10 protein-coding genes are annotated in these 13,182 nt (G+C 59.8%); 9 read left to right on the top strand and 1 reads right to left on the bottom strand.

Annotated features, from left to right (window positions below; genetic code table 11):
• Positions 1-6 precede the first annotated feature (6 nt).
• Genes ACTQV4_RS01475 through ACTQV4_RS01465 form a run of 3 tightly spaced genes read left to right on the top strand, consistent with a single transcriptional unit; the run spans position 7 to position 3,285 of the window.
• Positions 7-810 carry a TlyA family RNA methyltransferase gene (locus ACTQV4_RS01475; protein WP_441569139.1) on the top strand — a complete coding sequence of 268 codons (804 nt, stop codon included), beginning with the start codon at positions 7-9 and terminating at the stop codon, positions 808-810.
• The gene (locus tag ACTQV4_RS01470) at positions 807-1,667 is read left to right on the top strand and encodes an NAD(+)/NADH kinase (RefSeq protein ID WP_427728169.1); all 861 of its coding nucleotides are present in this window, start codon (positions 807-809) and stop codon (positions 1,665-1,667) included. Before ACTQV4_RS01475 ends, ACTQV4_RS01470 begins: the two co-directional genes overlap by 4 nt.
• Positions 1,657-3,285, top strand: coding sequence for a DNA repair protein RecN (locus ACTQV4_RS01465; protein ID WP_441569119.1), 1,629 nt, complete (start codon positions 1,657-1,659; stop codon positions 3,283-3,285). The genes ACTQV4_RS01470 and ACTQV4_RS01465 overlap by 11 nt, the downstream gene beginning before the upstream one ends.
• A gap of 220 nt (positions 3,286-3,505) precedes the next feature.
• On the opposite strand, the gene ACTQV4_RS01460 is transcribed toward ACTQV4_RS01465, so the two are convergent.
• A complete protein-coding gene (locus ACTQV4_RS01460; protein ID WP_427795869.1) occupies positions 3,506-4,363 on the bottom strand; it encodes a MurR/RpiR family transcriptional regulator in 858 nt (285 codons plus the stop codon).
• 271 nt (positions 4,364-4,634) lie between these two features.
• On the opposite strand from ACTQV4_RS01460, the gene ACTQV4_RS01455 reads away from it, so the two are divergent.
• From ACTQV4_RS01455 to ACTQV4_RS01430, 6 genes are all read left to right on the top strand, one after another.
• Positions 4,635-6,644, top strand: coding sequence for a fructose-specific PTS transporter subunit EIIC (locus ACTQV4_RS01455; protein ID WP_427728173.1), 2,010 nt, complete (start codon positions 4,635-4,637; stop codon positions 6,642-6,644).
• Between the two features lie 506 nt (positions 6,645-7,150).
• On the top strand, positions 7,151-7,414 hold the full coding sequence (locus tag ACTQV4_RS01450) for an HPr family phosphocarrier protein (protein WP_022094575.1): 264 nt from the start codon (positions 7,151-7,153) through the stop codon (positions 7,412-7,414).
• Between the two features lie 133 nt (positions 7,415-7,547).
• On the top strand, positions 7,548-9,251 hold the full coding sequence (ptsP, locus tag ACTQV4_RS01445; RefSeq protein WP_441569117.1) for a phosphoenolpyruvate--protein phosphotransferase: 1,704 nt from the start codon (positions 7,548-7,550) through the stop codon (positions 9,249-9,251).
• A gap of 74 nt (positions 9,252-9,325) precedes the next feature.
• A complete protein-coding gene (locus tag ACTQV4_RS01440) occupies positions 9,326-10,258 on the top strand; it encodes a 1-phosphofructokinase family hexose kinase (RefSeq protein WP_441554500.1) in 933 nt (310 codons plus the stop codon).
• 227 nt (positions 10,259-10,485) lie between these two features.
• Complete coding sequence (locus ACTQV4_RS01435; protein WP_427717343.1) at positions 10,486-11,418, top strand: 1-phosphofructokinase family hexose kinase; 933 nt, start codon at positions 10,486-10,488, stop codon at positions 11,416-11,418.
• 192 nt (positions 11,419-11,610) lie between these two features.
• Positions 11,611-13,005 carry a CCA tRNA nucleotidyltransferase gene (locus ACTQV4_RS01430; protein ID WP_427717346.1) on the top strand — a complete coding sequence of 465 codons (1,395 nt, stop codon included), beginning with the start codon at positions 11,611-11,613 and terminating at the stop codon, positions 13,003-13,005.
• The last annotated feature ends 177 nt before the right edge of the window (positions 13,006-13,182 follow it).

Here is a 13,182-nt window from a genome sequence, read left to right as displayed (position 1 = left end):
GCATTCATGAAACGCGTGCGTCTCGATGACGAACTGATTTCACAGGGCATCTGCGCCGACCGCGCGGATGCCCTTCGCACTCTTATGGCCGGCTTGGTCTCGAGTGGCGGCGAGCGTTTGACCTCGCCGGGCCTTAAGGTGACGCCCGGTCTGCCCCTGCACGTGAAGGGCCGTATTCCCTACGTGGGGCGCGGCGGGCTCAAGCTCGAGGGCGCGCTCGATGCGTTTGGGATCGATCCCATGGGCCTTGCTTGCCTCGATGTGGGCTGCTCCACGGGCGGCTTTACCGATTGCCTGCTCAAGCGTGGCGCCGCAACGGTTGTTTCGGTCGATGTGGGTCGCGCTCAGTTTGATTGGTCGCTGCGCCAAGACGAGCGCGTGAGGCTCCATGAGCGCACCAACGTGACACAACTGCCCGAGCTTGGCTACGGCGGCGCTATCGACTTGGCTGTCTGCGATGTGTCGTTTACGAGTATCGCGAATATCATCGACGCCGTGTTGGCGTGCCTGAAGCCTTTGGGTTCGTTCTGCACGCTCGTAAAGCCGCAGTTTGAGGCGCCGGCTGCGCTGGTGGGCGAGGGCGGTATCGTGACCGACCCCTCCGTCCGCCGCGATACGCTTGTGGCGGCGATTGAGCTCTTTGCCGCCAAGGGCCTGTTCCCGCTCGACGTGTGCGTGTCGCCCATCCATGGCGCCAAGGGCAACGTCGAGTTTTTCCTGTACGGCACGAGGTTTTCCTCTGGCGAGCGCGCCGACGATGAGCTGCAATCACAGGTAACGGCTTTGAGCGAGAAAGCTGCAACGCTATGAAGGTCTTTCTGGTTCCCAATTACTACAAGCAAGAGGCGGTCGAGAGCGGCCTGATGCTCGAGCTTTGGCTTTCGCGCCAGGGCTACGAGGTCGCATGGGCTGCCGATCAGCGTTCCAAGATCCAGCGTGCGCCCGATGTTGACGATGCCGACCTGGTCATTACGCTCGGCGGCGACGGCACGCTGTTGCGGGCCGCCCGCATTCTCAACTACCGCGAGATCCCCATTCTGGGCCTTTCCTATGGTCATTTGGGTTTTTTGACGGCTGCGAGCCCCGAGGATCGCGATATTTTGCAGGTCGTGAGCGATGCCCTTTCCGGTGAGCTCCATGTGAGTCGCCGCGCCACCCTCGCCGCGGATATCGTTTCGGTGCGCGAAGATGGCACGAAGGATGTCGTGCGCACGTTTGCCCTTAACGATATGGCGCTTACGCGCGGGCCCCTGTCCGATATGGTTGAGTTCGACATCACGGTGTCCGGCCATCATATCGACCGCCTGCGCGGTGACGGCGTCGTCGTTTCGACAGCGACCGGTTCCACCGGCTACGCGCTTTCCGCCGGCGGCCCCATCGTCAGTCCCGATTACACGGGCATGGTTTGCGTGCCCATCGCCCCACATACCATTCAGGCTCGCGCCTTTTTGACCTCGCCAAGCGATGTCGTCGAGATTTTTATGTCCGATGACCGCCCGAGCGTGCCTGCGATCGCCATCGATGGACAGTTTATTACCTGCGATGGCACGGTCGAGAGCGTGGCCGTGCGTCGCGGTCCCGGCGATGTTCTGCTGCTGGATTACGGCCCCGAGAGCTTCTATAACTCGGTGAGCCGCGTGTTCTACGGAGTGCGTCATGATCGATGAGCTGCAGGTTTCCAACATTGCCCTCATTCGCGAGGCGACGTTGGTTCCGAGCGCGGGCTTAACGGTTCTGACCGGAGAAACCGGCGCCGGCAAGACCGCTTTGCTCTCGGCGCTTAAGCTCATTCTGGGCGAGCGCGCGGATTCGTCGACGGTGCGCGAGGGCGAGACGCTCGCCAACGTCGAGGCGCGCCTGTTTGACGGTCCGCACGACACGGAGGGCTTCACCGTGCAGCGCAGCCTTTCTGCCGAGGGCCGCAGCCGCGTAAAAATTGACGGCCGCATCGCCAGCGTGCGTGAGCTTTCGGAGCGCGTCGGCGTGATGATGGATCTTTGCGGCCAGCACGAGCACCAGCGCCTGCTCGACCCCGCGCATCATGTTGCCATGGTCGATGCATGGGCGGGGCGCCCGGCGCTCGAGGCGCTCGATCGCTATCGTGCTTGCCTTAAGGCATCGCGCGCGGCTGCCAAAGAGGTCCGTCGCGTCGAAGAGGCCTCGCGTGCGCAGGGGAGTCGTGTCGAGGAGGCGCGCTTCGCTCTGGAGCGCATCGCCGAGGTCGACCCCAAGCCGGGTGAGTATGAGGAGCTCGAGGAGCTGCTGCCGCGCTCCGAGCATGCCGAGGTGCTGGTGGCAACGGCCAACGATGCCCATGCGTCGCTTGCTGCCGAAGGGGGAGCACTCGATGCCGTGAACAGTGCCGTCGCGGAGCTTTCGCGCATGGCTACTGTCGATCGCAAGTTGGGTGATATCGCCGATGCGCTTTCGGATGCCTGCATCTCGCTCGAGGATTGTGCCAACGAGCTGCGCGCCTATCGAGATGGGGTCGCCTTCGATCCGCGCGAGCTGGCTCGTATGCGCGAGCGGTATTCCGATCTTAAGGGACTTTTGCGTCAGTGGGGTCCCACCATGGACGACGTGTTTGCCATGCGCGATAGCTCGCGAGAGCTGTTGTCGCTGGTAGACGATGGTGATGAGCAGATTAAGAAGGCGCGCGAAGCGCTTGGCGCGGCGGAGCGCGAACTGTTCTCCGCCGCCAAGGCACTTAAGCGCGCACGCAATACGGCAGCCCCGCGCTTTTGCCACGAGGTTGGCCGTCAGATGGCGCGCCTGGAGATGGGCGGCGCCGAGCTCGTTTGGGACTCGCGCGATCTTCCGCGCGCCGAGTGGACGCCGGCGGGCCCTTCGAGCTACGAGCTTTTGTATCGTAGCGGTGCCGGATTGACGCCGCGCCCCCTGCGCCGCATTGCGTCCGGCGGCGAGCTGAGCCGTGTCATGTTGGCGAGCAAGGTTGTTTTGGGTAACGCGGACGGCGTGGATACGTTGGTGTTCGACGAGGTCGATGCCGGTGTTGGTGGCTCTACTGCACGCGCCCTTGCGAGCGTTCTGGCAGATCTTGCCGCAACGCATCAGGTGATTGTCGTAACGCACCTGGCGCAGGTCGCCGTCATGGCCGACAAACATTACGTGGTGAGCAAAGAGCCCGGCGACGTTCCCCAAACCCATCTGGATGAGGTGGCCGGGGACGCCCGTACCGCAGAGATCGCCCGTATGCTGAGCGGCGATCAATCGGAGGCAAGCTTGGCGCACGCAAAGCAGATGCTCGAGGAAGCGCATGCTTAGGCCGAGCCGTTACATGTATGTTCGACCCGGCCGCCACGAAACCGGCCCATCTACTACGTTTAATAGGCTGTCGGCAACCACGCCTTGAATTGCAAAAAGAAAACCGCAGGTAGAACGCCTGCGGTTTTTCTATTTTCGGTTTGTGGTTGGGCCATACTGATAAAACGTAGTAGATGGGCCGGTTTCGTGGCGAGTGGCGTTTGTCGGCTTGCCATAATTTCTATTCCACGACCTTATCCGGCTGGATAAGCTCCTCGTAGTAGCTGATGTGCTCTCGGGCGTCCTCGATTTCGGGCAGCAGGAAGTTGTAGATAACCTCGATGATCATCGTGGCGCTGATCTTGGAGAACGCAAAGTCGCCCGTGGTGAGCAGCGCCTCGTGGTTCACGGTATTAAAGGTGTAGTCGGCTAGGCGGGCAAGCGGAGACTTGCTGTCGCTGCTGATGACGACTACGGTGGCACCACAGCCTCGAGCCGCTTTTGCCATGCGATTCAGTCGACGCGACTTGCCAGAGTTCGAGATCAGCACGATAACGTCGCCGGGGCGCAACGTGAGCGCAAAACCAATCGAGGTTTCACTGATGGTGCTTGACATACAGCGAAGGCCCAGTTGCGAAAACTTAAACGTCGCGTCAAGCGCAACGGCGTTGGTATTACCTACGGCTGCAAACTCGATAGCCCCTGCGTTCTTAAACGCGTGCACGACGGCTGCCAGTGTATCGTGATCAATGCCATCGATGGTCGCATTGAGTTCACTGACCTTTGCGGCGAGGATGTTTTTGAGGCTCTGCTCCATGTTATCGAGCGAGACCTCGTCTGTGAGGCCTTCACTGCGCTGACTCTCCAGATCGCGCGCCAGCGAAAACTGAAAGCTGCGAAAGCTTCCAAAGCCCAGCTTGCGGCAGAAGCGCGAGACGGTGGCCTCGGAGGTTGCGGCGGCGCGCGAGAGTTGCGCGGCTGTTAGGAGCGGTGCCTCGGACTGGTGCTCTAGGATATAGTCGACAATGCGCTGCTCGGACTCGCTGTATCCCTTGTGCGTGCTAATAAGGGAGAGTGCGCTCTTGCTGCTATCGGACATGGATGACTCCTGGTTGGCATTAAAACCTGTCTTGTTGTGTGCCGCTCTAGTATACGGGGATTTCAATTACAAGATACACCTTGCTGTTTCAAAAGTTGATGGTAAACTTTCATCGACCGTTTACGGTTGTGAAAGAACCTTTCACCGGAGAAATAGGCTTGATTGCTTCTCATATAAGCGGTGGCTTGGTATCTTTCAGGAGTGGAAAAGCGCGCACCGTAGCGCGTGTAGGGGAGCGCCCGCGGGCGCAGTACTCAAGAAGGAGGGACACATGGCTAAGTTTGACATCATCGCCGCCACCGGTTGCCCGACCGGCATCGCGCACACCTTCATGGCGAAGGAGGCGCTGGAGAAGGCAGCTGCCGAGCGCGGTCTGACCATTAAGGTCGAGACCCATGGCCAGGTCGGTGTCGAGAACGAACTCACGAAGGGTGAGATCGCCGGTGCTAAGGCCGTCGTCGTCGCAGCCGATAAGGATGTCCAGGCGGAGCGTTTCGCCGGTAAGCCCATGGTTTCCGTCGGTGTTTCCAAGGCCCTGTCCGTCGAGGCTGCCGGCAAGCTGATCGACCGTGCTCTCGCCGCCAAGGGCGACGACACGGTTGCGGCTGCTGCCGATGTCGAGGATGAGGTCGAGGAGAAGGAGTCCATCGGTCACATCATCTATAAGCACCTCATGAACGGCGTCAGCCACATGCTGGTCTTCGTCGTTGCCGGTGGTGTTCTGACCGCCGTTTCGTTCCTGTGGGGCATCACGTCCTTCGACTCGACGGCTGCCGACTACAACAGCTTTGCCGCTATGCTCAAGATCATCGGCGGCATCGCCATGAACCTCATGGTTCCCGTGCTTTCCGCCTATATCGCCGAGTCCATCGGCAAGCGCCCGGCGCTCGTTCCCGGCTTTGTCGCCGGTATGATCGCCATCCAGGGCCTGCCCGTTAATGCCGAGACCGGCATGATCGATGCCGGCGGTGCCGGCGTGGGCTTCGGCTTCCTGGGCGGCATCGTCGGCGGCTTCCTCTCTGGCTATGTCATCCTGCTGCTCGAGAAGGTTTTTGCCAAGCTGCCCAAGAACCTGGACGGCCTCAAGGCTATCTTCCTGTACCCGCTGTTCTCGACCGCCATCGTCGGCCTGGTCATGCTCGGCATCTCCGGCCCCATGGCTGCCATTAACACCGCCATGATGGACTTCCTCAAGGGTCTGTCTGCCTCTGGCGCTGTTGTCCTGGGTCTTGCCATTGGCTGCATGTGCGCCTTTGATATGGGCGGCCCGGTCAACAAGGCTGCTTACGTCACCGGTACCGCTATGCTCACCGAGGCCCTGGCTGCCGGTGTCGGCACCGACACTTATAACTTCGGTACCAACTTCATGGCTGCCGTCTCCGCCGCCTGCATCGTTCCGCCGCTGATCACCACCTTCGCCGTCATCGTCGGCAAGAAGTACTTCAGCCAGGAGGATCATGACGCCGGTATCGTCAACCTCATCCTTGGCTGCACCCACATCACCGAGGGCGCCATTCCGTTCATGACCAAGAACATCTGGCCCGTCATGCCCATCATGATGCTCGGTTCCTCCATCGCCTCGATCCTGACCATTATGTTCAACGTCCACGATCCGGCGCCTCACGGTGGTTTCCTGGTCCTGCCCGTTGTCGAGAACGGTCCGCTGTGGGTCCTCGCGATCCTCATCGGCGCCGTGGTCGGTGGCATCCTGTTCGTTGCTTTCAAGAAGTATGACTTCGAGAAGAAGCAGAAGGCCGCTCCCGCCGCTGCCGCTAAGCCGGTCGAGGCTCCCAAGGCCGCTGCCGTCGAGGCCCCCAAGGCTGAGGCTTCCGACTTCGTGAAGGTCGAGAACGTTTTTGTCGCCGAGGATTTTGCTTCTCGTGACGAGGCCCTGAGCTTTGTCTCCAACCAGGCTGTCAAGGCCGGTATCGCTGACGACGCCGACGCCGTAATGAACGCCTTCCTGGCCCGCGAGGCCGAGGGCACCACGGGCATGATGGAGGGCTTCGCTATTCCGCATGCCAAGTCTGATGCCATTACCGAGGCCGCCGTCATCGTCGTCAAGGACGACTCTGGCGTGACCGGTTGGGACACTATGGACGGCGCTCCCGTCAACGTGGCTATTGCCCTGCTCATCCCCGGTGCCCAGGCCGGCACCACGCACCTCAAGATCCTGTCCAAGGTCGCCGAGGCGCTCATGGACGAGGGCTTCCGTGCCACCGTTAAGGGTTCCACCGACGCTGCCGAGATCGCTAAGACGATCAACGCCCGTCTGGTCTAATCCCGCAGCTTGCGAATAACATCGCCCCCTGTATATAAGGCGGAGACTCCATCAGGGGTCCCCGCCTTTTTTCAAGTTACCCGGTACTGAGGGACATTTCCTTCCTGCCGACAGTTCGGGATACTCCTCAGTTCACAGGAGGGTATAGACAACCGCATCAACCAGATCAACCAGGCGAACAAATTATCAGCCAGAATTTCGTTCGCACGATATTGCTCTGGACCGACCGAGTTTCCGCAGCTCGCCTGCCGGGCGGGGCGGTTAAGTTTGTCGCGAGTTCCGCACGCAAAGGAAAGCACTTGATGTGCTTTCCGTCTTGCGCAGGACTGTAGAGCAGCAAACTTAACCGCCCCGCCCGGCAGGCGAGCATGCAGGAACGACATCTGTCCAACAATTCGTGCGAAACATAATGAAAAACCGTTTGATGTGAGTTAATATAATCAACGTCGTGAATATGGCTCCTGTCGCATTGCTGATAGGGGTTAAACACAAAAAAGGAGTCAATTATGGTTTCTGAGAAGGCTACCCTCGTTAATCCTCAGGGTCTTCACATGCGTCCGGCTGGCCTCTTCGCCTCCACCATGGGCAAGTACGCCTGCGACGTGACGGTCGTCACCCCCGAGAAGGAGGTCAACGGCAAGTCCCCGATGGCCCTCATGGCTGCCGGCATCCCCTGCGGTACCGAGGTCGAGGTCAAGTGCGACGGCGCTGACGAGGCCGAGGCTCTGGCTGCTGCCATCGAGCTCATCAAGAGCGGTCTTGGCGAGTAGAACTCAAACGGGTCGCATGTTGAACAACTAAGTTCATATTTGGGGGCGCAGTGACCTGTTTAAAGGGAACTGCGCTCTTTTGTCATGGATATGGCAAAACGCTTTATCACATGACACGGAGAGAGGAATAGGAATGTATCAGGGAGTCAACGCTTCCGAGGGCATCGGTATCGGCACCGTCATGGTTGCCGTCGAACCCGACTTGACGTTTGAGCCGCACGAGGTTGCTGATTCGGCAGCAGAGAAGGAGCGCTATCAGACCGCCCTTTCGGTCTTCTGCGAGAAGACCCAGGCTCAGGCCGACCACATGAAGGAGACGGTGGGCGAGGCCGAGGCCGAGATCATGAGCGGACACATCGTCCTGGCTCAGGACCCGGGCATGACCGACGCCATCAACGCCGCCATTGACGGCGGCACCTGCGCCGAGCAGGCGCTCATGGACACCTCGACCATGTTTGAGAACATGTTCCTGTCCATGGACGATGAGATGTTCCGCCTGCGCGCGGCAGACATCGCCGACATCCGCACCGGTATTCTGGCCGAGCTTTTGGGCAAGGAGGTCGTCGATCTTTCCGTCCTGCCCGAAAACACTGTCGTTGTCGTGCATGACCTTACGCCGTCCATGACCGCCACGATCGATAAGGCCCACGTTGCCGGTATCGTCACCGAGACCGGTGGCCGCACGTCGCACTCCGCGATCATCGCTCGCGCCCTCGAGATTCCGGCTGTCCTTTCGGTTGCCAACAGCTGCACCGCGCTGCGCAACGGCATGACCGTTGTCGTCGACGGTGGCAAGGGTATCGTCGAGGCCGATCCCGACGAGGAGACGCTCGCCGCCTACACCGCCAAGGCCGAGGCTTTCGCTGCCGAGAAGGCAGCCCTCGAGGCTTTCCGTGGCAAGCCGTCCGTGACTGCCGATGGTATCAAGAAGATCATTGCCTGCAACATCGGTAACCCCGATGACGTGCCCAACGCGCTCGATCACGACGCCGAGGCCATTGGCCTGTTCCGCTCCGAGTTCCTGTTCATGGATTCCGCCGAGCTTCCTTCCGAGGAGGAGCAGTTCAACGCCTATCGCAAGGTTGCCAGCGCGCTCAATGGCGCTCCGGTCATCATCCGCACGCTCGACGTGGGTGGCGACAAAGAGATCCCGTACCTGCATATGGTCAAGGAAGAGAACCCCTTCATGGGCTTCCGTGCCGTGCGTTACTGCCTGGCCAACCCCGACCAGTACAAGGTACAGCTCCGCGCTCTGCTGCGCGCCAGCGCCTTCGGTGATGTCAAGATCATGATCCCGCTCGTCACTTGCGTCGAGGAGGTCTTGGCCGTTAAGGAGCTCGTCGAGGAGTGCAAGTCCGAGCTGACCGAAGAGGGCCGCAAGTTCAACGAGAACATCGAGGTCGGCATTATGGTCGAGACGCCGGCCGCATCGCTGATCGCTGACCGCCTGGCCGAGGTCGCCGACTTCTTCTCGATCGGCACCAACGACCTGATCGGCTACACCATGTGTGCCGACCGTGGTAACGACACCATTTCTAACCTGTACCAGGTGTACTATCCCGCCGTGCTTCGCTCGCTCAAGAAGATCATCGAGAGCGGCGTCAAGGCTGGCATCATGGTCGGTATGTGCGGCGAGGCCGCTGCCGATCCGCTGCTTGAGCCGCTGCTGATCAGCTGGGGCCTCGAGGAGTTCTCGATGAGCGCTCCGTCTATCCTGCGCGCCCGCAAGACCATCAGCCAGTGGACCAAGGCCGAGTGCGACGATCTCGCCGAGAAGGCGCTCGCCTGCACCACTGCCGAAGAGGTCAAGGCGCTGCTTGAGGCTGCCGCTCGCTAATTTGGTATCAGAGGTAACCGCGTGGTTGGAATGGGCTGGCCGCGCGGCCCTCAAATATACAGGGGGTACTGTAAATGTTCTACACGCTAACCGCTAACCCGGCTGTCGACATGACGGTTTCGAGCTCTCCGCTCGAGCCCGACGAGAACGTCCGCACCGGCTCGGCCAGCTACACGGCTAACGGCAAGGGCCTCGACGTGTCCTTCGCCTTTAAGAAGATGGGCGTCGACACCGTCGCGCTCGGCTTCTTCGCCGGCTTCACGGGCAAGTTCATCGTCGAGGAGGTCATGAACCTGGGTTGCCTGTGCCGCCCGGTTTGGACCGACGGCATCACGCGTATCAACACCTATGTCAACGATGGCCAGCACGAGTACGGCATCCTTAACCCCGGCGCCCCGATTACGCCGGAGCACCAGAAGGAGCTCTACAACATCCTGGACACCGCGGGCGATCTTGAGTGCCTGATCGTCTCCGGCTCCGTGCCTCCCAAAGCTACGCCCGACTTCCTGGCTCAGGTCATGGATCACGCTCAGGCTCGTGGCGCCGACGTCGTCCTGGACCTGTCTTCCGACAAGCTCAAGGAGCTCGCTCACAAGAAGCCGCTGCTCATCAAGCCGAACCATCACGAGATGAAGGCCATCTTTGGCGTGCAAGTCGACACCGACGACGAGGTCCGCGTTGCTATGAAGATGGCTCACGATGCCGGCGTCCAGAACGTGCTGCTCACCCGTGGTAGCCGCGGCGACGCTTACTTCTCCAACGGCGAGGACATCTGGTACGCTAAGCGTGAGTTCAACATCAAGCTGGTTTCTTCCGTCTGCGCCGGCGACTGCACGCTCGCTGCGTTCCTGCACAAGTGGTACAGGGATCGCGATAACGTCGAGGAGGCCATGAAGCTCGCTATGGCCACTGGCGCCAACGTTGCCGAGTCCGTGGGCATCGGCGACTTCGGTCACGTCGATGAGTATAGTAAGCGCGTTGCTGTCCGCAAGCTCGATCGCAAGTAAGCGAAACGCTACATATTCGTGGCTATATGGCGCCCCGGTTTAAGCCGGGGCGCTTATTTGTAAATTGCAAATGAGCTTCAGGGCAAGCACTCCTGATTTTTTTGCCCCGCCTTGCTGCTTTTCTGTCGACCTGCACGCGTTCTACACCGTTCGCCGAGTTGCTATGGTCTTTTCACAAGGTGTGGAATATACTTTCATTATCACGTTGCTTTGTGAAAGGAACATTCATGATTTACACGCTCACTGCAAATCCCGCCATTGATTACAACATTTCCTGCGACGGACTTTCCGCCAACACCGTCACCCGCACGCGCAACGCGGTCTATACGCCCAATGGCAAGGGTCTCAACGTTTCGTTCACCCTCGATCACTACGGTGTCGACACCACGATCTTGGGCTTTTTTGCCGGCTTCTCAGGCGAGTATATCGTCAAGGGCGCCGAGGCCCTGGGTGTGCCCGTCAAGCCCGTGTGGACTGACGGCATCACGCGCGTCAACGTTTTCCTCAACGCCGGTCCCGATACCGAGTACAACATGGTCAATGCAGGCGCTGCCATCAATGCTGCCAACGAGCAGGAGATGTTTGAGCTCATCGACTCGCTCGACGACATGACCTGCCTGGTCATTAGCGGCTCGCTGCCCCCCAACACCTCCGAGGGTTTCCTGGCCGAGGTTCTTCGCCGTGTTAAGGCAAAGGGTGCCGAGTTCGTGCTCGATATTTCGAGCCATCAGCTGGCCGATCTCATTGCCATGGAGCCGTTGCTCATTAAGCCCAACGACGACGAGCTGCTCGACATCTTTGGCATTAAGGTGAGCGGTGGCGACGACGAGTCCGTTAAGTGCGCTATGGCTGAGCTGCACGCCAAGGGCGCTAAGAATGTGCTGCTGACCCTTGGTGGCGATGGCGCGTACTTCTCCAACGGCGAGCACATTTGGTTTGCCAAACGCACCTTTGAGGTCAAGCTGCTCTCGACGGTCTGCGCCGGTGATTCCTCGCTTGCCGCCTTCCTGTCCGTGTGGCACGATGCCCCCGAGTGCGTCGAGGACGCCCTGCGCCTCTCGATGGCAACCGGTGCCAACGTGGTCGAGTGCCCTGGTTTGGGCGATTTTGCCAAGGTGGACGAATATAAGAAGCACATCGACGTTCGCCAGGTCTGCTAACCGTTTAGACACATCGTTGCCGAACACCCGCTTTGGATCTCCGAGGCGGGTGTTTTTATCTGTTGGCCGCATGGGCTCTGCTGTCTCGTTCGCGCGAACCGACGATGTGATTTCATGTGCGCTCATGCTTGTTTCTTGCTAGACTGCTTGAGAACCATCGTTTAACGCTCGCAAGCGTAGGAGGCCATAGGTATGTGTAATGTTTCGCTCAACGGTACGCAGCCCACAGATGCCTCCCTGCGTGTGCTACGTGCGCTTGAGGACGCCGGTCTCGAGGCCTGGTTCGTAGGCGGTTGGGTGCGTGACGCCCTGATGGGACGTCCCAGCCACGATGTTGACATGTGCTGTAGCGGCCTGTGGCAAGAGTCCAAGGCAGCGCTCGAGGCAGCCGGCATTGCGGTGGTTGAGTCGGGCATAAAATTTGGCGGCATTACCGCCCTTTGTGACGATGAGCGTATTGAGGTCACGACGTATCGCCTGGACGGTTTTTACACTGATGGTCGCCATCCTCAGAGTGTGGAGCGTGCGGCGTCGCTTGAGGACGATCTGGCACGTCGTGACTTTACCGTTAACGCCATGGCTTGGCATCCCCAGCGCGGTCTTGTCGACCGTTATGATGGCCAGGGCGACCTGGAGCGTAAGCTGATTCGTGCCGTTGGAGATCCCAAGCGTCGCTTTAACGAGGATGCGCTTCGTATGCTGCGCGCCGTGCGTTTTGCCTGCCGTCTGGATTTTATGATCGAGCCTAAGACCAAACAGGCGCTTGCCGAGTGCTCGCCGCTGCTCGATGCCGTGGCTCGCGAACGCGTGGGCATTGAGCTTGAGGGGATTCTATCGACCGGTCACGGGGGAGACGCGATGCTACGCTACCCCGAGCTTGTTTGCGCCGCCGTGCCCGAGCTTGCGCCGGCTCGTGGGTTTGACCAGCGCAGCGTCTACCACGCCTTTAATGTCTACGAACATATCGCTCGCGTTTTGACGGTAGCGGGGGAGCTGGCACTGTGTGACGGCGTGGCGCCTTCGTCGAGCTTAATGTGGGCAGCGTTTTTGCACGATGTCTCCAAGCCCGATTGCTTTACGGTCGATCATGCGGGCAGCGGCCACTTTTACGGTCATCCTGAGCTTGGTGCCAAGAAAGCGCGCGCTATTATGGATCGCTTGGCGCTTTCGCACGATTTGGTTCGCGACGTGTGTCTGCTTATCAGGTATCACGATAAGCCGTTGCGCCCCGAGCGCTCCTGTTTGCTCAATATGATGCGCTCGCTTTCGGGTGAGGGCGTCGACACGCCGCGTTTGATTGACGAGCTTATGGACCTTAAGCGTGCCGATACGCTGGGTAAGGCACCGTCGTGCTTCTATTACGTCGAGACGATCGAGGAGATGCGTTCGCTCGCCCACGAACTGTTGGAAGCGGGGGAGCCCTATACGCTTAAGATGCTTGGCATCAACGGAGGGGACCTGATTCGCGCCGGCGTCAAACCGGGGCCTGAGCTGGGACAGCTTCTCAACGTCGCCCTCGACGCTGTGATCGAAGACAACGTCCCCAACACCCGCGAGGCCCTTCTGGCCCACCTCAACCTGGGGTAGCTCTTTTGGGACGGGGCTTTTTTAGCTACCCCCGCTGTCAATAGGACGAACAATCGTGATTCTGGCAGGGGTAGCTAAAAAAGCCCCGTCCCAAATTAGCTACCAGGTTGACCTGTGTGTTCCATAACCTCACGACAAAATTTGGCCAATTTGGAATTTCTTCTTGCGTTCGCGTTT

Origin of the sequence: Collinsella sp. LCP19S3_B11, from assembly GCF_052121915.1 — a bacterium.
Lineage (GTDB): Bacteria > Actinomycetota > Coriobacteriia > Coriobacteriales > Coriobacteriaceae > Collinsella.
Note: the sequence above shows the minus strand (reverse complement) of the source record. Positions and strands in the feature narration are given on the sequence as shown.

Coding starts and splice junctions, on each gene's coding strand:
- ACTQV4_RS01435 (WP_427717343.1), top strand. CDS start 10,486: ATGATTTACACGCTCACTGCAAATCCCGCCATTGATTACAACATTTCC.
- ACTQV4_RS01475 (WP_441569139.1), top strand. CDS start 7: ATGAAACGCGTGCGTCTCGATGACGAACTGATTTCACAGGGCATCTGC.
- ptsP (WP_441569117.1), top strand. CDS start 7,548: ATGTATCAGGGAGTCAACGCTTCCGAGGGCATCGGTATCGGCACCGTC.
- ACTQV4_RS01450 (WP_022094575.1), top strand. CDS start 7,151: ATGGTTTCTGAGAAGGCTACCCTCGTTAATCCTCAGGGTCTTCACATG.
- ACTQV4_RS01455 (WP_427728173.1), top strand. CDS start 4,635: ATGGCTAAGTTTGACATCATCGCCGCCACCGGTTGCCCGACCGGCATC.
- ACTQV4_RS01460 (WP_427795869.1), bottom strand. CDS start 4,363: ATGTCCGATAGCAGCAAGAGCGCACTCTCCCTTATTAGCACGCACAAG.
- ACTQV4_RS01465 (WP_441569119.1), top strand. CDS start 1,657: ATGATCGATGAGCTGCAGGTTTCCAACATTGCCCTCATTCGCGAGGCG.
- ACTQV4_RS01430 (WP_427717346.1), top strand. CDS start 11,611: ATGTGTAATGTTTCGCTCAACGGTACGCAGCCCACAGATGCCTCCCTG.
- ACTQV4_RS01470 (WP_427728169.1), top strand. CDS start 807: ATGAAGGTCTTTCTGGTTCCCAATTACTACAAGCAAGAGGCGGTCGAG.
- ACTQV4_RS01440 (WP_441554500.1), top strand. CDS start 9,326: ATGTTCTACACGCTAACCGCTAACCCGGCTGTCGACATGACGGTTTCG.